Below are 20,789 nucleotides of genomic sequence, written 5' to 3'. Positions count from 1 at the left end.
AGATGAGTAGAAGAGACAGCGTCGGAGGGCAGGCTATGTGGCAGCGTGGCATGAGTATTTGGGACAAAGTGAAAGAGCAGCGATGATCCAGGTTCAGGCCGAGAGCTTCCGACTGGCGGAGGTCTTCACCATCTCGCGCGGGTCGCGGACTGAGGCGAAGGTGCTCACCGTGCGCGTCGAGCGCAACGGTCTGGTCGGCTGGGGTGAATGCGTACCTTATGCTCGCTATGGCGAGTCGCTGGAGTCGGTGGCGGCGCAGATCGAGGCTCTGCCGGAGGGCATCGACCGGATGGCGTTGCAGGAGGCCCTGCCAGCGGGCGCGGCGCGGAATGCCGTCGATTGCGCCCTGTGGGATCTGGAGGCCAAGGCCGCGGGCAAGCGGGTTTGGGAGCTGGCCGGGCTGACGAAGCCGGGGCCGGAGATCACTTGTTTTACCCTCTCGCTCGATACGCCCGAGAACATGCGGGCGGCGGCGGCGCGGCATGCGCATCGGCCTGTGCTGAAGATCAAACTCGGGACCCCCGATGACATGGCGCGTCTGGAAGCGGTGCGCGCGGGTGCACCGGATGCGCGGATCGTCGTCGATGCCAATGAGGGCTGGTCGGCCGAGGTCTATACCGAACTCGCGCCGCATCTGCTGCGTCTGGGCGTGGCGATGGTGGAGCAGCCTTTGCCCGCCGGGCAGGATGCGTTGCTGGCCGAGATCGCGCGGCCCTTGCCGGTTTGTGCCGATGAAAGCTGCCATGACCGCCATTCGCTGCCCGACTTCAAGGGCAAATACGACATGGTCAATATCAAGCTCGACAAGACCGGCGGGCTGACCGAGGCGCTGGCCCTGCGCGATGCCGCCCGGGCCGAGGGCTATCAGGTGATGGTCGGCTGCATGGTCGGCACCTCGCTGGCCATGGCGCCGGCGGTGCTGGTCGCGCAGGGGGCCGAGGTTACCGATCTCGACGGGCCGCTGTTGCTGGCCGAGGATCGGCAGACGCCGCTGATGTTCGACGCGGCGGGTGTGCATCCGTCCGAGCCGGGGCTTTGGGGATGAGGCTGGCGGTTCTGGCCGATATCCACGGCAATGCCGATGCGCTGGCTGCGGTGCTGGCGGATGTGGCGGGGCAGGGGGCGGATGCGACAGTGATCCTGGGCGATCACTTCAGCGGGCCGCTTGATGCCGAGGGGACCTGGGCGCAGCTCAAGGGCCTCGATGCCTGGTGCCTGCGTGGGAACCATGATCGCTATCTGCTGGAGACCCCGCGCGCGGTGATGGGGCCCTCGGATGCGGCGGCCTATGATGCCTTGCCGGCGCAGGCGTTGGACTGGCTGGCCAGCCTGCCGACGGTGCTGCGGCTGGACGGGGTCTTTGCCTGCCACGGGACGCCAGCGTCGGATGAGACCTATCTGTGCGAGCGCATCACACCCGACGGCGGTGTGGCGCAGCGCGACGGGGCGACGATCGGGCGCCTGCTGGCCGGGATCGATGCGGGGCTGATCCTGTGCGCGCATTCCCACCTGCCGCGGGCGCTCAGGCTGCCGGACGGGCGGCAGGTGCTGAACCCCGGCTCGGTCGGTTGCCCGGCCTATGTCGATGACACGCCCGTGCCGCACCGCGTCGAGTCCGGTTTCCCGGAGGCGAGCTATGCGCTGGCGGAAACCTCGGCTGCCGGCTGGGACATCACCTTCCGCCGCGTGGCCTATGACCGGCGGCGCCTGATCGCCCGCGCGGGCGCGGCAGAGCGGGGCGAATGGGCCTCGGCGCTGCGGACCGGCTGGATCACCGAGATGCCCGCCGCCTGACCGGCGCGGCCTGCAACGCGCGGGGGCCTGCCCCTGCTCCCCCTTGACGCAAGCGGCGGCAGGGCGGAAACACCCATGACCACAGATGGCCCGGCGCGTGGCGCGTCCCGTGGCCCGCAAAGGAGAGCCCCATGACCCGCACCGTCTACGTGAACGGCGAATTCCTGCCCGAGGATCAGGCCAAGATCTCGATCTTCGACCGCGCCTTCCTGATGTCGGACGGTGTCTACGAGGTTACCTCGGTGCTGGACGGCAAGCTGATCGCCTTCGACGGCCACCTGAAGCGGTTGGAGCGGTCGCTGTCCGAGCTGGAAATCCGCAACCCGCTGACCGAGGACGAGTGGCTGTCCATCCATCGCCAGCTGGTCGAGGCCAATGGCATCACCGACGGTCTGGTCTATCTGCAGGTGACCCGCGGCGCGCCCGGCGACCGCGATTTCGCCTGGCCGGACCCCGAGACCTGCCCGCCGACCGTCGTGCTGTTCACCCAGAACAAGCCGGGTCTGGCCGAAAGCCCCGCCGCGAAGATCGGCATGAAGGTGATCTCGATCCCCGACATCCGCTGGGGCCGCCGTGACATCAAGACCGTGCAGCTGCTCTACCCCTCGATGGGCAAGATGATGGCGAAGAAGGCCGGCGCGGATGATGCGTGGCTCGTGGAAGATGGCCTCGTGACCGAGGGCACCTCGAACAACGCCTATATCGTCAAGGGCAACCAGATCATCACCCGCCAGCTGTCGAACGACATCCTGCATGGGATCACCCGCGCCGCAGTGCTGACGCTGGCGCGTGAAGCGCAGATGGAAGTGGTCGAGCGCCCTTTCACCATCGCCGAAGCCCAGCAAGCGGATGAGGCCTTCATCTCCTCGGCCTCGGCCTTCGTGATGCCGGTGGTCGAGATCGACGGCGCGGCGCTGGGCGACGGCAAGCCGGGCAAGGTCTCGGCCCGGATGCGCGAGATCTACCTCGACGAGATGCGCAAGACGGCGATCTGATCGAGATCGAATGCCAGACAGAAGGCCCGCGACCGAACGCCTCGGTCGCGGGCCTTTTCTATTGCGTGGCGGGTTTCAGGCGATCTCGACCGGTTCCGGTGGGTCGCCGGATTCATAATTGTAGTGATAGAAGGTGATGTCCTCGGCCGCGATCTCGGTCGTGCCCTCGACCGTCGCCACCACATTGCCGTTGATGAAAATGCTGACCGAATTGCTCTCGGCATCTGGCTCGAGTGTGAAGACGGGCAGGGGATCGCCATAAGCGTAGGAGCCCGTCACCTCGATATGGTCCTCGCCGGCCGCGAAATCGGTGATGGTGTTTGCATCCTCGGGATCGCCGCCTTCGTTGCCCAGTTGGAAGATGTCATTCCCCGCGCCGCCGGTGAGGATCGCGCCACGATGTCCAAACAACACGTCGTCGCCGTCGCCGCCGTCAAGAATGCCGATGCCGCGCAGCAAGTCGTCGCCCTCGCCGCCCCGCAGCGTCGCCTCCTCATCCGAGCTGATCAGGGTGTCGTTCCCTGCGCCGCCTTCCATCAGGCTGCCGCCCCGCATCGAGTCGTCGCCCTCGCCGCCGTTCAGCGTGCTGCCGAGCTGACCGGTCAACACGTCATCGCCGCTGCCCCCATCCGCCCAACCGGTGGCGCCCACATTCAGAACGTCGTCGCCGCCCTCGCCATAGAGCGTGTCATTGCCCGCGTAACCGGACAACGTGTCGTCGCCGTCCCCGGCGTGAATGAGATCGTCGCCTGCGCCTCCTGAGATCTGCTCGCCAAAGGCGCTGCCGATAATTTCGCTGTCGAAATCGCCAATCCAAATGTCGAGCGCGCGGCTGGACGCCGAGGCATCGACCCGCCCGCCGCCGATGTTCAGCCTGTCGATGCCCGTGGCAACGGCCCGGCCGCCGGATGTGGCGGTGAAGATCAGCTCGCCATTCGCATCCATCACGGCCTCGCCCACGAGATCGGTCAGAAGGAAATCTTCGCCGCGGCCCCCTTCGATCAGCGCGGTCTCGAAGCCCTCGTACAGATGGAAGGCGTTCCATCCGTCATCACCGATCGCGGTGTCATTTCCGCCATCGATATGGAAATTCACTCCCTCGCCGTTGCTCTGCATCAGATCGTCGCCTGCGCCGCCATAGAGCTCGGCGTAATGGCCGATGAGCGTGTCATTGCCCTCGCCACCATAGAGCCAGCCTCCGGTCTCCGTCGTCAGCAGGTCATCGCCGGCGCCGCCTTCGAGCGTGTCGAAGCCGCCGCCTCCCTCCAGCGTGTCATTTCCGCCGAAGCCTCGGATCAGTTCGTTTGCGTCGGTGCCGGTGAGGAGGTCGTCGTCCTCGGTACCGTCGATGATGTTGTCATCGGGCGTTTCATCGGGGGGCGTCTCGTCCGGCGGTGTCTCATCCGCGGGAGAGGATCCACCAAACGAGAAGGCTGCGAGGAAGCCGAACATCAGAAGGAATGCAAACATGAGGGGACTCGGAAGCAAGGGGCCCTTAGTGACGGACCGGAAAGCGGGAAACAGCGAGCGCGATCAGGCGCGCTCGAAGACGAGGGTGTCGGGGTCGAAGCTGGTGACGCCGGTCAACTCGGCAACAACCGTGCCATCGAGAAGGATCTGAAGCGCAGAGCCATCGTCATTGAAGGCGGTCGTCACCTCGGGCAGGGGGCCGTCGTCCCAAGGGATGACGATCGTGTCCTCGCCGGTGGTGTAATCGGTGATCGTGCTGGCGATGTAATCGGGACCATCGGGGCCCTCATGCAGGACGTCCAGCTCGAACTGATCCGCATCGGCCCCGCCGGTCAGCGTGTCACCGCCATTCGACACGATCACATCCTCGCCGTCGCCGCCATCGACCCAGACCCGTGCCGGTGTGTTGTCATTGGCCAACCGACCGATCCAAATGGTGTCATTGCCGGCGTCGCCGAAAACGGTATCCGAGCCGCTTACCGTGAACTGGTCGTCCCCATCGCCGCCGTGGAGGACATTGCCCGAGCTGATGCCGCTGGAGATCAGGATGTCATCGCCGTCGTCCCCGAACAACTCGCTGGCCTGGTTGTAGCCGGTGTAGAGCTCGTCATTGCCGGCGCCGCCGTGGATCGTGTCCTCGCCTTCGGAGGAATGAACCGTGTCATTGCCGTCGCCGGCATCGACCTCGTTGCGGAAGGCGTAAAGCCAGATCGTATCGCGGCCAGCGCCGCCAGACACCACGCTGGTGTCCTCGGCGGTGATCGTGTCCGCCCCGGCACCGCCGTTCAGCACGCCTTGCCCGGTGATTTCATCGTCGCCTCTGGACCCGCTCAGCGTGTCCTCACCGGCGCCACCCAGAATCGTGTCGTTGCCGCCCAGTCCGTCGATGCTGTCATTGCCGTCAGTGCCATAGAGCACATCGTCGCCTTCAGTCGGCGTGCCGTAATCGGGGTCAGGGTCCGTGTCTGCGTCGTCCCCACCGAGGAACAGCCCAGAAAGCGCCAAGGTCGCCGCAAGAAGCAGGAAAGCAATCGCCATGACCGTCTACTCCACAGGACCCCGCAAGAACCCTCGGGATCATCCGTCAAGCACTGCCAGAAGATGCGCCTGTCGGCGCCCGCAGCGATTGAGAAATCTGGTTAACAACATGGTTACGCTGCCAATTGTTGGCCAAAGGGTCAAGACAATTACGAGGCGAGTGCGGTTTGGTGCGCTTGTGGAAACAGTGATGCGCGCAGGTCACGACTGTTGCCGATGGGGCATGGAAAAGGGGCGAGGAGTTTCCTCCCCGCCCCGCCAATAGGATCGGATCGCCAGCTCAGTAAGAGACGGTCGCCACGTTGATCGTGGGATCGTCGGCCACGGTCACGCCTTGGAGAATCGCCACGACCTCGCCGTTCAGGGTCACTTCCAGCCCGTCCTCGGTATCGCGCAGGGACAGCTCCGGCTCCTCGTCGGTGTCCGGATCGACCACCGCGTGAACGGACATCCCGTCCTCGTCGGCGTTGAAATCGGTGATGATCGCAGGGCCGGCTTCGGGATCACCCGACAGCTCCACGGTGAAGTAATCCGCACCCGACCCGCCGGTCATCGTGTCGCCCAGGGCGCCGAACAGCGCATCGTCGCCGCCACCGCCATTGAGCACATCGCTGCCCAGCCCGCCGATCAACGTGTCGTCGCCGAAATCGCCAAACAGCGTGTCGTTGCCGCTCCCGCCCATCAGGCTGTCGTTCCACGCCCCGCCCGAGAGCATGTCATTGCCCTCGCCACCGTCGAGAATGTCCTCGCCCTCGCCGCCGTCGAGCGTGTCATTGCCCATCCCGCCGAGCAGGCTGTCATTGCCCGACCCGCCGATCAGCGAATCCCAGCCGTTACCGCCGTCCAGCGTATCGTTCCAGTCGCCGCCGTCCAGCGTGTCGGCGCCATCCCCGCCTTCGAGCAGATCCTGACCGCCGCCGCCAACCAGCAGGTCGCTGCCCAGCCCGCCATCGAGCGAGTCGTTGCCGTCCTCACCATAGAGCTGGTCGTTGCCTTCGCCACCGTTGAGGTCGTCATTGCCGCGCCCGCCCAGCAGGCTGTCGTTGCCGAGGCCGCCATTCAGCGTATCCCAGCCGTTGCCGCCCTCGAGCGTGTCGTTCCAATACCCGCCGTCGAGCTGGTCCGCACCCTCGCCACCGATCAGGCTGTCCATGCCGCCGCCGCCGAGCAGCGTGTCGTTGCCGTCGCCGCCGTCGATCGTGTCATTGCCGTCAAGGCCGTCGATCAGATCGCCGTTGTCGGTCCCATTGATCTCGTCATCGCCGCCGGTCGCGCCGAAGTCGTCCTCGGGATCCGGGTCCGGGGTGTCGGTGGAGCCGCCTCCCAGCGAGAAGGCAAACAGGAAGCCGAAGAGAAGGCTGAGCATAGCCATGGGAGAACCCCGAAAAGAACTGCGAACAATGTTACGTTAACCATCGCGCTCGACGGGTGAAGGTCAAGTAAATAGCCGGAATTTAACCGAAATGTCGCAGTAGGGTATAGCCGGAGCTGCGCAAGTCGCCGTCCGGTTGCGGTATTGTTTCCGTCGTGGAAACGGTGGGGTGCCATGACCGCCAGAGGCTGCCGATGCCGTCCTTGCGGCCGCGGCAGCCCGAATCGGGGCTCAGTCCTTCTTGCCGACGTTCTCGGCAAAGCTCTGGTCGAAGGCCTTCAACTGCTCGGGCGAGGCCTCGCGCTGATGCGTCTCGCGCCAGGTGTCGTAGGGCATGCCATAGACCTCCTCGCGGGATTGGTCCTTGGACATCTCGATCCCTTCGGCGGCTGCGGCCTCGCCGTACCAGCGGCTCAGGCAATTTCGGCAGAAGCCGGCGAGGTTCATCAGGTCGATGTTTTGGGCATCGGGGCGGTCGTGCATCAGGTGCTGGATCAGCCGGCGGTAGGTGGCGGCTTCGATCCGGGTCCGGGTTGCGTCGTCCATGTCAGCCTCGCTCAATCCGTGGTCGCTTTGCCCCAGAACTGGCGTTCCGCGCCGCGCGGGTCAAGCACCCATGGCCCGGCGGGGCAGGGCCATCGGGCGCCAATCCCCCGCAATATTTCGCGTTAGCGATCACATTCGGAGGGAATGCACGGTTGCCGCTTCGTAACATTTGGGCGATACGAAGGGCAAAGACCCGTTCTCGGGCCGTCATATCGCAGGGAAGGATCCGCCATGCGCCGCAACCGCAACGTCAAGATCGTCGCCACGCTGGGCCCGGCCTCGTCGGACAAGGCGACCATTCGCGCGCTGTTCGAAGCGGGCGCCGACGTGTTCCGCCTGAACATGAGCCACGGCTCGCATGACGAGATCGCTGCCCGCCACCGCATCGTCCGCGAGATCGAGGAAGAGACCGGCCGCCCCATCGCGTTGCTCGCTGACCTTCAGGGTCCGAAACTGCGCGTCGGTACCTTCTCCGTCCCCTCGGTGGAGCTGGAGGAAGGGCAGAAGTTCCGCTTCGACCTCGACAGCGCCGAGGGCGATCATGCCCGCGTCACGCTGCCCCATCCCGAGATCTTCGCCGCATTGGAACCCGGTGCCCGCCTTTTGGTCAACGATGGCAAGATCAGCCTGACGGTGGACGAATGCGGCCCCGATTTCGCCGATTGCACCGTGACCGTCGGCGGCGTGATCTCGAACCGCAAGGGCGTCAACGTGCCCGACGTGGTGCTGCCACTGCGCGCGCTGTCGGACAAGGACCGCGCGGATCTGGAATTCGTCTGTGAGCTGGGCGTCGACTGGCTGGCGCTGAGCTTTGTCCAGCGCCCCGAGGACATGGAAGAAGCGCGTGAGCTGGCCAAGGGCCGTGCCGCGATCCTCGCCAAGATCGAGAAGCCGGCCGCCGTGAAGGCCTTCGACGCCATTGCCGAGGCTTCGGACGGGATCATGGTCGCCCGTGGTGACCTCGGTGTCGAACTGCCGGTGCATTCGGTGCCGCCGATCCAGAAGCGCCTCGTCCGCCGCGCCCGCGCGCTGGCCAAGCCGGTGATCGTCGCCACGCAGATGCTGGAATCGATGATCGAAAGCCCGATGCCGACCCGCGCCGAGGTCTCGGACGTCGCCACCGCGATCTATGAGGGCGCGGATGCCGTCATGCTCTCGGCGGAATCGGCGGCGGGCAACTACCCGGTCGAGGCCGTGCGTACCATGCACAACGTGGCGCTCTCGGTGGAGAAGGACACGACCTACCGGCAGGTCATCGCCGCCTTCCGGACCTATGAGCGCACCTCGATCGCCGATGGCATCGTCTCTGCCGCGCGCGAGATCGCGGAATCGACCGACATCAAGGCGATCTGCTGCTTCACCGAGAGCGGCACCACGGCGATCAAGGTCGCGCGCGAGCGCCCGCAGGTGCCGATCCTCGCACTGTGCCCGTCGCCGGCGACCCTGCGCCAGCTGTGCCTCGTCTGGGGTGTGACCTGTGTCGCCACCGGCAAGGTCGAGCGGTTCAAGCTGGCCGTGGTCAGCGCCGCCAAGGCCGCGCGCGAGCTGGGCTTCGCCACCCAGACCGACCAGATCGTCGTCACCGCAGGCGTGCCCTTCAACGTGCCGGGCACGACGAACATCCTGCGCGTCGCGCCCTGCGACGAGCGCTTGATTTATCGCGCCGAGGCGGATTGACTCGGGGCCTTCGAACGGAGGCTCTCGAATGGATGCCGCATTGGACATGGATCGCGACCTGCTCTTCCTCGTGGGGCTGGTCTTCCTGCCGCTCGCCTTCGTGGCGCTGGTCTCGGCCTGGGCCGACCGGCGCTTTCCCTGGGCGGCGCTGATCCTCGTCGTCTTGGGCGGGGCGGTGATGGGATGGGCGCAGTTCACCCATCCCGGCGAGGGCTACGACTGGCGCCAGATCCCGGAAATGGCCTTCGAGACCGTCGCCCGATACTGGCCGCGCTGAGGCGCGTCAGTCGCGGCGCGGTACCGGCCGGTCAATGACCGCCAGCGTCATGCGCGAGACACAGACGAGCTTGCCGTCCTCGCCCGCAATCCGCGTTTCCCAGACCTGACTGCGCCGCCCGATATGCACCGGGCGCGTGGTGCCTGTGACCCAGCCGCCGGTCGCCGGGCGCAGGTGGTTGGCGTTGATCTCCTGGCCGACGACGGATTGGGTCGTCGCGTCGATGACGAAATTCCCCGCCCACGAGGCCAGCGTCTCGGCCAGAAGGACCGAGGCCCCGCCATGCAGGATGCCCGCCGGCTGCTTGGTGCGGTGATCGACAGGCATGCGGCCCGTCAGGTAGTCCGGCCCCGCTTCGGTGATCTCGATGCCCAGATGGGCGTTGGCGGTGTTCTCGCCATAGCGGTTGGCCATGTCGACGGTGAAGGGGGTCTTCCAGATAGCCTCGGTCATCGCGCGGTCCTTGGATGGGGCAGGGGATGGTGCGGGAAACCTGCGTCTGCGGCCGGATTTCGGCAAGCGTTGCAGGGGTGTGACCTTGCGTCCGCCGGGCTGATCGGGCATGTCGCACGGGCTGTCACAATTTTGCGTACGAATCCCTTGCCAAGGGGAGGAACGCGCGGTATTGGGCGCACCTCATCACCCGCGTGGCCGGCCAATGTGGCATGCCGAGCTGCGCGTTCTGACCTCTCAGGAAGACAGGAGACGGAAATGCCCAAGATGAAGACCAAGTCGGCCGCCAAAAAGCGGTTCAAGGTCACTGCGACCGGCAAAATCAAATCGGGTCAGGCTGGCAAGCGCCACGGCATGATCAAGCGTACGACGAAATTCATCCGCGACGCGCGCGGCACCACCGTGCTGAGCGAGCAGGATACGAAGATCGTCAAATCCTACATGCCCTACGCCCGCTGAGCTGAGGAGAGAGACACATGGCACGCGTCAAATCCGGTAAGGTGACCCACGCTCGTCACCGCAAGGTCGTCAAGGCTGCTTCGGGCTACTACAGCGCCCGTTCGCGCAACTTCCGTACCGCCACTCAGGCCGTCGACAAGGCGAACCAGTACGCCACCCGCGACCGCAAGACCCGCAAGCGCAACTTCCGCGCGCTGTGGATCCAGCGTATCAACGCCGCCGTTCGTGCGATCGACCCGGCGCTGACCTACTCGCGTTTCATCAACCTGCTGGCCATTGCCGGGATCGAAGTGGACCGCAAGGTCCTGGCCGACCTGGCCGTGCACGAGCCTGAGGCCTTTGCCCAGATCGTGTCGCAGGCACAGGCCGCTCAGGCCTGATCCGCTCACGCCTGATCCGCACAGTCGGGTTGAACGATAGAAAGGGCCGTCCCGTTTGGGGTGGCCCTTTTCCTATGCCCTGTGCCGGTCGGCGAGGGGGGCAGCGCCATGCCGCCGGACAGGCAAAAGGGCGGCCCGGTGGCCGCCCTTTGTTGCCTGACGGGGACGACGGCGCGCGGCTCAGGCGACCCGGCGGTGAGCCCCGGCGCTGCCTTCATCTGCGAAGCGGAAGGCGGCCAGCATCGCGGTGACGTCGCTCAGGCGCTCCATCATCGCGGCCATCTGCGTTTGCGTCTCGTCGACCATGGCGGCGTTCTTCTGGGTGATCGAGTCCATCTGCGAGATCGAGGTGTTGATCTCGTTGACGCCGTGCGACTGCTCGCCCGCCGCCTTGGCGATGTCGCGCGACAGGTTCGACACGGTGTTGAAGCTGTTTACCAGCCCCACCAGCTTGCTCGAGGTCTTGTCGACCAGATCCACGCCGCTCGCCACCTGAGAGCCCGAGGTCGCGATCAGCGCCTTGATCTGCTTGGCGGCTTCCCCGGCATTGACGGCGAGGTTGCGCACCTCGGTCGCGACGACGGCGAAACCCGACCCCGCGGCGCCGGCGCGGGCGGCCTCAACCCCGGCGTTCAGGGCCAGCAGGTTGGTCTGGAAGGCGATGTCCTCGATCATCTGGGTGATGTTCGAGATCTTCTCGGACGAGGCCTTGATCTCGCCCATCGCCTGCGCGGCGGCATCCACGGTGCGCGAGGCATCGTCGAGGTCGTTCTGGGCCTTGCGCGAGATGTCCTGCGCTTCCTCGGTCATCTGGGTCGCGCCGGAAATGGTGGCGGTGATCTCCTGCATCGCGGCGGCGGTTTCCTCCAGCGAGGCGGCCTGACTGTTGGTCCGCGCCGACAGGTCGTCCGACATGTCCGACACCTGACGCGACTGCGTCATCAGCGTCTGCAGCAGCGACTGCGTGCGCGACAGGGTGCCGCCCAGCTTGTCGAAGGCCGCGTTCAGCGTGTTGCGCAGGTTGTCGTATTGGCGCGGGAAGTCGCTTTCGTCCGGCGAGGGGATGCGGTGGCGCAGGTCGCCCTCGGCCAGTTGCTCGACCGCGGTGTCGAGATGGGCGAAGGCGCATTCCAGTTCCTCGTTCCAGACGCGGAAGGTGATCGTGGTCACGCGCTGGATGTCGAAGGCGAAGGCGCGGTTCACGGCCGAGACCATCTCGGCCAGCTTGGTGGCGCCGCTGATGGCCTGAACCCCGCGGGAATGGCGTTTGATCAGCGTGGCGAGGATCTGCGACGAGGCGCTGGCATAGGCCGACATATACACTTCGAGCGGCAGGTTGATCCGGGCATGGGTGCGGCCGATCCGGTCGGTCGAGGCGCGGTATTCCTCACCATAATCGCCGGTCAGCAGCAGGCCCCAATGGGCTTTTTGCGCGTTCCGGGCGCGGGTCATACGCTCTTCAGAGTCGAAAAAGCCCGAGGCCAGCGGATCGGCTTTCACGCCGACATAGAAATCCGCAAGGATGCCGTCGATTGCGGGCTCGATGATTTTCCACGCCTGTTTGAGCCGTTTTACAGTGGCGTCATTCAGGCCAAAGCGTTGGATGCCGTCTTCGAGATTGCCTGTCATATGCAGCCCTCATTCAGTCTGTTGCCGGGCCAGTGCCCCGCGATCTGCGGGGCGCGGGGAGGTGGCCCGGCGTCCTATCAGGGCTACGCCGCCTTCCTTTACGGAACATGATTTTAGATACAATGCGGATGCATCTTTACGCTCAATTCGGCTTCAAATCCGGGCGAATTCGAAGGGCTTTCCCTGGGGTCAGATGAGGCGACTCGACTGCTGTATCGTGTTGTCATAACAACAGAAATTCTGCCTCGCCCGAGCTCTGCGCGAAACCGAAATCGCGATTATTTCTCATGTTATCAAAGGGGCGTTATGCCGGGCCGTTGGCGGGGTCTCGCGCCCGGTGGGGCGCTGTGCCCTCCATCCAGATGAGCAGGCGCCAATTCGGCGAGCGGAAAATCAACATTTCCTCCCTTCCGAAACGTTAATTCCGCAAGGCAAATGCGCGAAAAAGCTCAGTCTAAAAAAGTACGGCTCGAGAAAAATAATCATCACGAACGCGTGATGAATCGAATTCTGACGCCCAGATTCAGGAGTTGTTGGAACAACTCGGTCTCAAAACGAATCGCTTTTGCTCGCAATCACGCCTTTAGCGGGCGCTGCAGGCTGGCCGCCAGTGCGCCGCACAACAGTAGGCCCGATGCTGCGACCAGGCTGATTCCGATGCTGCCCGAGAGATCCCCCAGCCAGCCCGCGGCATAGGGCCCAAGGGTCTGGGCGATGGCGAAGACGACGGTGAACAGGCTGATGGCGGAGCCCCAGCTTTCGGGCGGAAGGTTCTGTCGGGTGAAATTGGTGACCGCGCCGGGGGCCATGAACACGCAGGCGCCCAACACCAAGGCCGAGACAACAAGGCCCAACGTTCCGGGCCAGAGGACCGGCAGGGCCGAGCCTATGGCGATCCCGGTGAGGACCAAGGCCAGCGGCCGGCCCGAGGCATGGCGGGCAAAGACCCCGCGCCACAGCATCGGCGAGACGGAGATGCAGCTGCCGAGCAGGATCCACACCAGCGCGACCTGCCAGACGCCCGCCGCTTGCTCCTTCATCCAGGAGGACAGGAAGGTGAGGTAGACGATATAGCCCAGCCCGAACCCGGCGTAGCCCATCAGCTCCGGCGCGATGCGGGCCAGTGGCAGGCGCGGCGACGAGGCGTCGCGGCGGGGCACGGGCGGGGATTTCACGGCTGCCCACAGGCCCAGCGGGACGCAGAGCAGGCTGAGGCCACCGACGATCACCCAGGCCCAGGGCCATGAGGTGTCGCCCCAGATCTCCAGCATCGGGGGCAGGGTCGCGCCGCACAGGACGATCGCCGATCCGCCGCCCGACCCGAAGAGGATGGCGATGCCCAGCGCATTGAGCCTCGGGTTGTCCGGCCACAGGCGCGCGGCGAGGGCGCCGGCGGTGGAGAAGGATAGCGCGCCGGCCAATCCGGTCAGGAAGCGCCACAGGCTTTGCCACCACAACTCGGGGATCAGGCCGGTCGCCACCAAGGCCAGCGCCGTTCCGACGAGGCCCCAGGCGAACAGCGTGGCCGGGCCGGTGCGGCGCAGGGCCAGCATCGTGCCGACTGCGCCGAGGATATAGCCCAGCGCGTTTGCCGTGTTCAGCCAGCCCGCCTGTGCATAGGTCCAGTCCAGATCCGCGCGCATGGCCGGCAGGATCAGCCCATAGGCGAAGCGACCGAAGCCGTTGGTGACCAGCACGCCCAGCGACAATCCCGTCAGCAGCAGCCAGGGATTGGCCTCTCTTGCCTCGCTCATGTGGTCCTCCCGTCCCGTTGGCGGCATCGTGCCCGTGCGCCCCGGCGTCAACAAGGGTGGTTGCGCCTGACGAGGCCTGCCTGCGCTTGCAATCACGCCACGTCACGGATAGCAGGTGGGCCAAGTTCTGGAGGCTGTCATGCAAGACCTGCGCGAAACCTATCTGGCCCGTATCTCGGGTGCTGCCGATCAGGCGGCGCTGGAAGAGGTGCGTCTCGCCGCCCTTGGCAAGAAGGGCGAGATCAGCCTGAAGATGCGCGAGCTGGGCAAGATGTCGCCCGAAGAGCGCCAGACCGTCGGCAAAGCTCTCAATGAGCTGAAGGACGAGCTCGACACCGCCCTGCGCGCCCGCAAGGTGGCGATGGAGGACGCGGCGCTGGATGAGCGGCTGAAGGCCGAGTGGCTGGATGTCACGCTGCCCGCCCGTCACCGCATGCGCGGCACGATCCATCCCGTGAGCCATGTGACCGAGGAATGCACGGCGATCTTCGCCGATATGGGCTTTGCGGTGGCCGAGGGTCCGCAGATCGAGACCGACTGGTACAATTTCGACGCGCTCAACATCGCGCCGGAACACCCCGCGCGTCAGGAGCATGACACCTTCTTCATGCACCGTGCCGAGGGTGATAACCGTCCGCCGCATGTGCTGCGCACCCATACCTCGCCGGTGCAGATCCGCGCGATGCAGGACCAGGGCGCGCCGATCCGCGTGATCGCGCCGGGCCGTGTGTACCGGATGGACATGGACCAGACCCATGCGCCGATGTTCCACCAGATCGAGGGCATGGCCATCGACAAGGACATCTCGATGGCGAACCTGAAATGGGTGCTGGAGGAATTCTTCACCGCCTATTTCGGCACCAAGGTGAAGACGCGCTTCCGCGCCTCGCATTTCCCCTTCACCGAACCCTCGGCCGAAGTCGACATCCAGTGCAGCTGGGTCAACGGCCAGCTCCGCGTGGGCGAGGGCGATGGCTGGCTGGAAGTGCTGGGCTCAGGCATGATGCATCCCAAGGTGCTGCGCGCCGGTGGGATCGATCCCGACCAATGGCAGGGCTTCGCCTTCGGCATGGGCATCGACCGGATGGCGATGCTAAAATACGGCATCCCCGACCTGCGCGCCTTCTTCGAGAGCGACCTGCGCTGGCTGCGCCATTACGGCTTCGGCGCGCTGGAGGCGCCGACGGTTCACGCCGGCTGAACGCTTCGCCATACCCATACCTCGTGCAGCGGCGCCCCTCGGGGCGTCGTTTGCATTTGGCGGCCGCCCTGTCAGGCAAGACTTTGGCCGCCGGCCTGTCCAGTTTTCGTTGACCTGTCGCGGAAGCGTGACACACTCCGCGCGTTGGATGTTTCCGGTGTTTTGGGAGTTCTGAATGACAAATTCTTCTGACCTATTGAGTTTCGGCTGGATGCGGAGGACGGCCTTTCTGGCCGGTGTCGTCGCTCTCTCCACAGCGTTTGCCTTGCCCGCCATGGCGCAGATTCCGGGCGCGGGCCTGAAGCCGGAAGATGCTGTGGTTGCGCAGTCCGATGATACCGCCATCGCGCCGCAGATCGTCGGCGGTTCTGCGGTGAGCAATCGTCGCTTCCGTCGGAATTTCCGCTGGATGGCGGCTCTGATCAACGAGGGCACCGGGCGGCAGTTCTGTGGCGGGGCGCTGATCGATCCGGAATGGGTGTTGACCGCGGCGCATTGCTTGCCCGGCGCCCAAGCTTCTGCGATCAGCGTTCTGCTGGATACGCCGACCCTGTCCTCGGGCGGGGAACTGGTGCCGGTGGTGCAGATTTTCATGCATCCGCAGTACAACGGCAGCACCAACGAGAACGGCATCGCGCTTCTTCAGCTGTCGCGGCCCGTTGACGGACATCCCCTGTCGCTGCTGCCCACCGTTGCACAGGGCGTAAACCTGACCGATCCGGGCGATACGCTGCGTGCCATCGGCTGGGGCGATACGACCCAAGGCGGGTCGTCGCCCGACCGCCTGCGCGAGGTGGCGCTGCCGGCGGTCGCCCAGGGAACCTGCCGCGCGGCCTACCCGAACGAGTATATCGCTGACACGATGCTCTGCGCCGGCCGTCCCGCAGGTGGCATCGATACCTGCCAAGGCGATTCGGGTGGACCTCTGGTCGCGCGGGCGGGTGACGCCTGGGTCCAGTTGGGCATCACCAGCTGGGGCTATGGATGCGCGCAGCCGGGGCTGTACGGCGTCTACACGCGGGTGGCGGATTATCTGGGCTGGATCTCGGACACGATGGCCGGCATCGTCACTTGCGGTGTGACGGATGTGCCAGCGCCGATGCGCCTGCCGCGGGATTTCTCCTGTAGCTCGCTGGGCCCGATCGATGACGGGAGCTCGGGTCTGGTCTCGATCGGTTTCCCGGTGCGGATGGGCGCTGAGACCTTCACCGAGGTCGCGGTCAACAACAACGGCAACATCAGTTTCGGCGCCACCTTCGGAGATTATCAGGCCAGACGCCTCGTTGATCTCGCTCTGCCGATCATCGCCCCCTTCCTTGCGGATGTAGATACGCGCGCATCGGGGAGCGGGGTGGTCTATTACGGGACTGGTCGTATCGGGACGCGGCGCGCTTTCACAGCGATCTGGCCTTTGGTCGGGTCTTATAGCCTGGACGCGGAGGCGCTGAACGCCTTCCAGGTGACCCTCATTGAACTTGGACGGAACTCAGGAAATTTCCGTATCGAGTTCAACTATGCCCAGATCGAATGGGATGAACGCGCTGCGGGTTCCACTGCGGCACCGCGGGTAGGGTTCTCGCTGGTGCCCGACCGGCCGGCTCGGAGCCGCGAGATCGGCGGCTCGGGTGAATTCGGTGTCTTGCTCGACACCGGCACCCGCCCGCTGGTCGACCGCAGCAATGCCGGTCGGGCAGGGCGGTTCCAATGGGTCGTGCGCGGCGGGCGGCTGCGCTGATCCAAAGACCTGACGACGATCCTGAAGGCGGGCCCTGCGGTGCCCGCCTTTTCAAGGCCCTGCCGCGAAACCGGCGGATCACGGCGGCGTCATGCCATGGCCGCTTGTCATGCCAAGGCGCCTTGCACTAGGTTTGGGGCGCCTCGGGCCCCGGCCCGCCTCATACCAGGCCTGATGATGACGAACCGCCCCCTTGCCGCCCTTTTCCTGGCCCTCAGCCTTGGCGCCGCCGCGCCTGCGCTTGCACAGGACCTCGGCGAAGTGATCACCCGCCAATACCCCGACGGCGGGATCTACGAGGGCACCTTCCTCGAGGGGCGCCAGCACGGACAGGGCACCTACCGCATGCCTAACGGCTTCGAGTATACCGGCGAGTGGTCCCACGGCGAGATCACCGGCACCGGCACCGCGCGCTATCCCAACGGTCAGGTCTATTCCGGCGCGTTCCTCGATGGGCGCCCGCATGGGCAGGGCCGCATGGTCTTCGCCGATGGCTCGTCCTACGAGGGCAACTGGGACGCGGGCCGCATCATGGGGCAGGGCCCCCGCCGCTACGTGACCGGCGTGGTCTATACCGGCGCCTTCGATGACAGCCAGCCGCATGGCACGGGGACCATGACCCGCCCCGGTGGCATGCGCTACGAGGGCGAATGGGCCCATGGCCTGCGCGAAGGGCAGGGGACGCTGACTTATCCCGATGGCTCGGTCTATGTCGGCGGCATGCTGGCCGACCTGCGCCATGGCGAGGGGCGGCAGACGCGCCCCGACGGCACCGTCTATGACGGCGAATGGGCCGAGGACATGCCCAGCGGCGCCGGCGTGCTGACGCTGGCCAATGGCGAGCGGCGCGAGGGCACCTTCGTTGCCGGCCAGTTGCAGGGCGTCGGGCGTCTGATCCTCGCCGATGGCGGGATCTACGAGGGCGCTTTCGCCGATGATCGCCGTCAGGGGCGCGGGCGGCTGACCACGGCGGATGGCTATGTCTATTCCGGCGAATGGGTCGCGGACCGGATCGACGGCCGCGGGGTGATGACCGCGCCGGACGGCACACGCTACGATGGCCAGATGCGCGATGGCGTGCCGGATGGCGAAGGGCTGATCGCCTATGTCGACGGCACCGGCTACAACGGCCAATGGTCCGAGGGGCGCCGCGAAGGCCCGGGCCGCGCGCGTCTCGCGGCGGACATGGTCTATGAGGGCAATTTCAGCGCCGGCCAACCGCAGGGCGAGGGGCGCATGGAATACCCGGACGGGCGCGTCTACACGGGCCTCTTCGTGTCGGGCCGGCCTGAGGGCGAGGGCGTGATGACCTATCCCGACGGCACCCGCTACGAGGGGCATTTCACCGCCGGCGAGCGCGATGGGCAGGGCACCATCACCACGGCAGATGGCTTCACCTACAATGGCCATTGGACTGCTGGCCGGATCGAAGGGCGCGGCACCGCGACCTATCCGACCGGCGATGTCTACGAGGGCGATTTCGTCGACGGCCAGCGTGTGGGGCAGGGACGCCTGACCTATGCGGCCGGGCAGGTCGTCTCGGGCCGCTGGGAACAGGGCGTGCTGGTCGAGCCGGACACCGCCCCCGCCCCCGCCGCCGAGGCGCCGAGCGACGGCTGATCCGTTGATTGATGACAACAAAAGACCCGCGTCCGGTTTGGCTGGACGCGGGTCTTTGAGTATTTGCGACAAGGTGAAAGAGGCAGGGGCTTTTGCCGGGCGGCCTCTCATCTGGGGCAGGCCGCGATGCGTATTTGCGGCAGAGTGAAAGGGCGCGGGCGGAGCCTTGAGCCCCGCCGCGCGCGGGGTCAGCGAACGGGCAGGAAGACGGCGCTGGAGCGCGAGCATTCACGGCGCGTCAGGGCCGGGGCGCAATCCTCGGGTTCGAGCGAGCGGTTGAGGCAGACGCGCAGCTCCACCATCTCGCCGCGTGGGCAGGAGGTGACGATGCGGTCAGGCGTCAGGTCCGGGTTGGCCTCGATGAAGGCGGCCTCGACCACGTTGGGATCGACGCTGAGTTCACGGTTGATGCCGCCGAAGACTTCGGGCAGGGCGATGCTGTCTACCGCGGTCTGCACCAGCCGGTAGTAATTGGCCGCCGACAGGCCGGTGCAGCGTCCGTGCTTGTTCCACTGGTGCCAGGCCGAGCCCGAGGTGCCGAACAGCGGCGATTGCTCGGTCGTTTCGCGCCGCGAGGGATCGCGTTGGGTGGTGGCGCAATACTCAGGCCAGCTGCCGTCGTCATATTGCGGCCAGAGCCCGTGCACGGCCCAGCCGAGGCCGGCGCCGTCACGGCAGCGGGGATCGTCGCGGTCGTCGCCGTCCATGGCGCAATAGGCCGGGATCCAGCTGAGGGCCAGAAGGTAGCTGTCGAACTCCCCCGCGCGGTCTTGGGTGTTGTGCTGGGCGCTCGCCGGCGTGGCGAAAAACGGCAGAAGGGCGATCAGGAGGGCGGTCAGGCGCTGCATTTTCTCTTTCCTCAGGGCGTCGGGACGCTTATATACGGCGCATTCCCCGAAATCGAGGATGCACGGCCCGCGGCCGTGGCCGGTCCTGACCGGCGAGTGCCGCGCCATGCGTGGCTCGCAGGTTGAAGGACGACGAACATGACGAAACCGCTGATGGCCAAGGCGACCGCCGTCTGGCTCGTGGACAACACCACGCTGAGCTTCAAGCAGGTGGCCGATTTCTGTGGCCTGCACGAGCTGGAAGTTCAGGGCATCGCCGACGGTGACGTGGCGACCGGCGTGAAGGGTTTCGACCCGATCGCGCATAACCAGCTGGAAGAGACCGAGATCAAGAAGGGCGAGGCCGACCCGCTCTACAAGCTCAAGCTGAAGTTTAACCCGGCCTCGGTCGGCGAGGAAAAGCGCCGTGGCCCGCGCTACACCCCGCTGTCCAAGCGCCAGGACCGTCCGGCGGCGATCCTGTGGCTGGTCAAGTTCCACCCGGAACTGGCCGATGCGCAGATCCGCAAGCTGGTGGGCACCACGAACCCCTCGATCCAGGCGATCCGCGAGCGGACCCACTGGAACATCCAGAACATCCAGCCGATCGATCCCGTTGCGCTGGGCCTGTGCCGCCAGTCCGAGCTGGACATGGAAGTGCAGAAGGCCGCGAAGAAGCGCGAGGCCGAGGGCATCGTGATGACCGACGACGAGCGTCGCAAGCTGGTGTCGACCGAGCAGTCGCTCGACATGCCGGCCGAGCCGCGCCTGCCGCGCAACATCGCGGGTCTGGAGACCTTCACGCTGGGTGGTCAGTCCGAGGACGAGACCGAAGAACAGACCGCGCGCGACTATTCGGACGCGGACAGCTTCTTCAACCTGCCCGAGGGCGAGGCGGACGAGGACGAGGACGACAGCGACGATCCCCGCCGCTGATCGGCCCGACAGATACGATCGCAAGGCGCGCTCCCATGGGGCGCGCCTTTTGCGTTTGGCGGATCAATCCGCGCGGGGCCAGAAATGCACGATCAGCGCGGCGAGGACGACCTCGATCAGGCTGAGCGGCACGGCCCAGAGCAACAGGGCGAAGGGCAGCACGCCGAGGTTCCCGGTCACCACCCACATCATCAGGAATCCTGCGAACCAGGCAACGCCCGTGGCCTCGATCAACGAGAAGCGTTTGAGCAGCATCCAGATCAGCGCCGCGAGGCAGAGCGACCACAGCCCCCAAGCCGCACCATTGAGTGCCGCATCGGGAAATTGCAGGCCCAGGTCGGCGTAGTGGCGCTGCCAATAGGATTTGAACAGGAATTCGTTGCGCAGGAACTCGCTGAGCGCGATCCAGATCGCCGCGGCAAGAATGGCCACCGCAGGATGGCGATAGGCGGGGCGGGGAGGGGTGAGGGACACGGGCACGCTCCGGAAACAGGGGACAGCCCAGCTTGCGCGACACGGCGGCCTCAGGCCAGTCCTTTCCGTGACCGCATGCCGCCAAGCCCCGGCTTTCCTTGCGCGACAGGATCGGCTAACAGGACGCCGAACAGTGAACTGAAGGTCTGGCG

General features: G+C 65.9%; 20 protein-coding genes. 11 read left to right on the top strand and 9 right to left on the bottom strand.

The genetic code is table 11. The annotated features are described in order from the left end of the window. Nucleotides 1–82: 82 nt before the first annotated feature. From dgcA to BCY78_RS12995, 3 genes are all read left to right on the top strand, one after another. Nucleotides 83–1,045, top strand: coding sequence for an N-acetyl-D-Glu racemase DgcA (gene dgcA / locus BCY78_RS13005; RefSeq protein ID WP_068302480.1), 963 nt, complete (start codon nt 83–85; stop codon nt 1,043–1,045). After that, on the top strand, nt 1,042–1,794 hold the full coding sequence (locus BCY78_RS13000; protein ID WP_068302478.1) for a metallophosphoesterase: 753 nt from the start codon (nt 1,042–1,044) through the stop codon (nt 1,792–1,794). The genes dgcA and BCY78_RS13000 overlap by 4 nt, the downstream gene beginning before the upstream one ends. A 131-nt stretch (nt 1,795–1,925) precedes the next feature. Further along, a complete protein-coding gene (locus BCY78_RS12995; protein WP_068302476.1) occupies nt 1,926–2,789 on the top strand; it encodes a D-amino-acid transaminase in 864 nt (287 codons plus the stop codon). A gap of 75 nt (nt 2,790–2,864) precedes the next feature. On the opposite strand, the gene BCY78_RS12990 is transcribed toward BCY78_RS12995, so the two are convergent. The 4 genes from BCY78_RS12990 to BCY78_RS12975 all read right to left on the bottom strand — a co-directional run bounded on the left by BCY78_RS12990 (nt 2,865) and on the right by BCY78_RS12975 (nt 7,215). Beyond that, nucleotides 2,865–4,259, bottom strand: coding sequence for a calcium-binding protein (locus BCY78_RS12990; RefSeq protein WP_068302473.1), 1,395 nt, complete (start codon nt 4,257–4,259; stop codon nt 2,865–2,867). 63 nt (nt 4,260–4,322) lie between these two features. Further along, entirely contained in the window at nt 4,323–5,297 is a 975-nt protein-coding gene (locus tag BCY78_RS12985; RefSeq protein WP_068302471.1) for a calcium-binding protein, read from the bottom strand. 280 nt (nt 5,298–5,577) lie between these two features. Then, the gene (locus BCY78_RS26005; protein WP_158515936.1) at nt 5,578–6,663 is read right to left on the bottom strand and encodes a calcium-binding protein; all 1,086 of its coding nucleotides are present in this window, start codon (nt 6,661–6,663) and stop codon (nt 5,578–5,580) included. 237 nt (nt 6,664–6,900) lie between these two features. Beyond that, on the bottom strand, nt 6,901–7,215 hold the full coding sequence (locus BCY78_RS12975; protein ID WP_068302465.1) for a DUF1244 domain-containing protein: 315 nt from the start codon (nt 7,213–7,215) through the stop codon (nt 6,901–6,903). A gap of 231 nt (nt 7,216–7,446) precedes the next feature. Here BCY78_RS12975 and pyk point away from each other — a divergent pair, with 231 nt between their 5' ends. Together pyk and BCY78_RS12965 are read left to right on the top strand one after the other, a co-directional pair. Beyond that, nucleotides 7,447–8,892 carry a pyruvate kinase gene (gene pyk, locus BCY78_RS12970; RefSeq protein WP_068302462.1) on the top strand — a complete coding sequence of 482 codons (1,446 nt, stop codon included), beginning with the start codon at nt 7,447–7,449 and terminating at the stop codon, nt 8,890–8,892. 28 nt (nt 8,893–8,920) lie between these two features. After that, the gene (locus BCY78_RS12965; RefSeq protein WP_083195015.1) at nt 8,921–9,169 is read left to right on the top strand and encodes a hypothetical protein; all 249 of its coding nucleotides are present in this window, start codon (nt 8,921–8,923) and stop codon (nt 9,167–9,169) included. Nucleotides 9,170–9,175: 6 nt separating this feature from the next. On the opposite strand, the gene BCY78_RS12960 is transcribed toward BCY78_RS12965, so the two are convergent. Then, entirely contained in the window at nt 9,176–9,622 is a 447-nt protein-coding gene (locus BCY78_RS12960; protein WP_068302460.1) for a hotdog fold thioesterase, read from the bottom strand. A 258-nt stretch (nt 9,623–9,880) separates the two neighbouring features. Here BCY78_RS12960 and rpmI point away from each other — a divergent pair, with 258 nt between their 5' ends. Then, nucleotides 9,881–10,081, top strand: a complete 201-nt coding sequence (gene rpmI, locus BCY78_RS12955; RefSeq protein ID WP_068302454.1) for a 50S ribosomal protein L35 — start codon at nt 9,881–9,883, stop codon at nt 10,079–10,081. Nucleotides 10,082–10,098: 17 nt separating this feature from the next. Then, on the top strand, nt 10,099–10,461 hold the full coding sequence (gene rplT / locus BCY78_RS12950) for a 50S ribosomal protein L20 (RefSeq protein WP_068302452.1): 363 nt from the start codon (nt 10,099–10,101) through the stop codon (nt 10,459–10,461). 180 nt (nt 10,462–10,641) lie between these two features. Here the strand turns inward: rplT and BCY78_RS12945 are convergent, their stop codons facing one another. Continuing rightward, a complete protein-coding gene (locus tag BCY78_RS12945) occupies nt 10,642–12,090 on the bottom strand; it encodes a globin-coupled sensor protein (RefSeq protein WP_068302451.1) in 1,449 nt (482 codons plus the stop codon). Between the two features lie 575 nt (nt 12,091–12,665). Beyond that, a complete protein-coding gene (locus BCY78_RS12940; protein ID WP_233499401.1) occupies nt 12,666–13,844 on the bottom strand; it encodes a YbfB/YjiJ family MFS transporter in 1,179 nt (392 codons plus the stop codon). Between the two features lie 139 nt (nt 13,845–13,983). Here BCY78_RS12940 and pheS point away from each other — a divergent pair, with 139 nt between their 5' ends. The 3 genes from pheS to BCY78_RS12925 all read left to right on the top strand — a co-directional run bounded on the left by pheS (nt 13,984) and on the right by BCY78_RS12925 (nt 18,400). Beyond that, entirely contained in the window at nt 13,984–15,045 is a 1,062-nt protein-coding gene (gene pheS, locus BCY78_RS12935) for a phenylalanine--tRNA ligase subunit alpha (RefSeq protein WP_068302448.1), read from the top strand. A gap of 274 nt (nt 15,046–15,319) precedes the next feature. Beyond that, nucleotides 15,320–16,780 (top strand): trypsin-like serine protease, encoded by a 1,461-nt coding sequence (locus BCY78_RS12930; protein WP_068302447.1) that lies wholly within the window; start codon nt 15,320–15,322, stop codon nt 16,778–16,780. Between the two features lie 177 nt (nt 16,781–16,957). Then, on the top strand, nt 16,958–18,400 hold the full coding sequence (locus tag BCY78_RS12925) for an MORN repeat-containing protein (protein WP_068302444.1): 1,443 nt from the start codon (nt 16,958–16,960) through the stop codon (nt 18,398–18,400). A gap of 188 nt (nt 18,401–18,588) precedes the next feature. Here the strand turns inward: BCY78_RS12925 and BCY78_RS12920 are convergent, their stop codons facing one another. Continuing rightward, nucleotides 18,589–19,248 (bottom strand): hypothetical protein, encoded by a 660-nt coding sequence (locus BCY78_RS12920; protein WP_068302442.1) that lies wholly within the window; start codon nt 19,246–19,248, stop codon nt 18,589–18,591. Nucleotides 19,249–19,386: 138 nt separating this feature from the next. Between BCY78_RS12920 and BCY78_RS12915 the strand changes: the two genes are divergently transcribed. Then, a complete protein-coding gene (locus BCY78_RS12915) occupies nt 19,387–20,163 on the top strand; it encodes a DUF1013 domain-containing protein (protein WP_068302440.1) in 777 nt (258 codons plus the stop codon). Nucleotides 20,164–20,226: 63 nt separating this feature from the next. Here BCY78_RS12915 and BCY78_RS12910 read toward each other — a convergent pair whose 3' ends face one another. Continuing rightward, nucleotides 20,227–20,637, bottom strand: coding sequence for a hypothetical protein (locus BCY78_RS12910; RefSeq protein ID WP_068302437.1), 411 nt, complete (start codon nt 20,635–20,637; stop codon nt 20,227–20,229). Nucleotides 20,638–20,789 lie beyond the last annotated feature (152 nt).

It is taken from the genome of Pararhodobacter sp. CCB-MM2, from assembly GCF_001691415.1.
GTDB lineage: Bacteria > Pseudomonadota > Alphaproteobacteria > Rhodobacterales > Rhodobacteraceae > Pararhodobacter.
Note: the sequence above shows the minus strand (reverse complement) of the source record. Positions and strands in the feature narration are given on the sequence as shown.

Excerpts from the sequence above, each read along its gene's own strand:
- pyk (WP_068302462.1), top strand. The coding sequence starts at position 7,447 with ATGCGCCGCAACCGCAACGTCAAGATCGTCGCCACGCTGGGCCCGGCC.
- BCY78_RS12940 (WP_233499401.1), bottom strand. The coding sequence starts at position 13,844 with ATGAGCGAGGCAAGAGAGGCCAATCCCTGGCTGCTGCTGACGGGATTG.
- BCY78_RS13000 (WP_068302478.1), top strand. The coding sequence starts at position 1,042 with ATGAGGCTGGCGGTTCTGGCCGATATCCACGGCAATGCCGATGCGCTG.
- BCY78_RS12995 (WP_068302476.1), top strand. The coding sequence starts at position 1,926 with ATGACCCGCACCGTCTACGTGAACGGCGAATTCCTGCCCGAGGATCAG.
- BCY78_RS12975 (WP_068302465.1), bottom strand. The coding sequence starts at position 7,215 with ATGGACGACGCAACCCGGACCCGGATCGAAGCCGCCACCTACCGCCGG.
- BCY78_RS26005 (WP_158515936.1), bottom strand. The coding sequence starts at position 6,663 with ATGCTCAGCCTTCTCTTCGGCTTCCTGTTTGCCTTCTCGCTGGGAGGC.
- rpmI (WP_068302454.1), top strand. The coding sequence starts at position 9,881 with ATGCCCAAGATGAAGACCAAGTCGGCCGCCAAAAAGCGGTTCAAGGTC.
- BCY78_RS12945 (WP_068302451.1), bottom strand. The coding sequence starts at position 12,090 with ATGACAGGCAATCTCGAAGACGGCATCCAACGCTTTGGCCTGAATGAC.
- BCY78_RS12925 (WP_068302444.1), top strand. The coding sequence starts at position 16,958 with ATGACGAACCGCCCCCTTGCCGCCCTTTTCCTGGCCCTCAGCCTTGGC.
- BCY78_RS12985 (WP_068302471.1), bottom strand. The coding sequence starts at position 5,297 with ATGGCGATTGCTTTCCTGCTTCTTGCGGCGACCTTGGCGCTTTCTGGG.
- BCY78_RS12960 (WP_068302460.1), bottom strand. The coding sequence starts at position 9,622 with ATGACCGAGGCTATCTGGAAGACCCCCTTCACCGTCGACATGGCCAAC.
- BCY78_RS12915 (WP_068302440.1), top strand. The coding sequence starts at position 19,387 with ATGACGAAACCGCTGATGGCCAAGGCGACCGCCGTCTGGCTCGTGGAC.
- dgcA (WP_068302480.1), top strand. The coding sequence starts at position 83 with ATGATCCAGGTTCAGGCCGAGAGCTTCCGACTGGCGGAGGTCTTCACC.
- BCY78_RS12990 (WP_068302473.1), bottom strand. The coding sequence starts at position 4,259 with ATGTTTGCATTCCTTCTGATGTTCGGCTTCCTCGCAGCCTTCTCGTTT.
- pheS (WP_068302448.1), top strand. The coding sequence starts at position 13,984 with ATGCAAGACCTGCGCGAAACCTATCTGGCCCGTATCTCGGGTGCTGCC.
- BCY78_RS12965 (WP_083195015.1), top strand. The coding sequence starts at position 8,921 with ATGGATGCCGCATTGGACATGGATCGCGACCTGCTCTTCCTCGTGGGG.
- BCY78_RS12920 (WP_068302442.1), bottom strand. The coding sequence starts at position 19,248 with ATGCAGCGCCTGACCGCCCTCCTGATCGCCCTTCTGCCGTTTTTCGCC.
- rplT (WP_068302452.1), top strand. The coding sequence starts at position 10,099 with ATGGCACGCGTCAAATCCGGTAAGGTGACCCACGCTCGTCACCGCAAG.
- BCY78_RS12930 (WP_068302447.1), top strand. The coding sequence starts at position 15,320 with ATGGCGCAGATTCCGGGCGCGGGCCTGAAGCCGGAAGATGCTGTGGTT.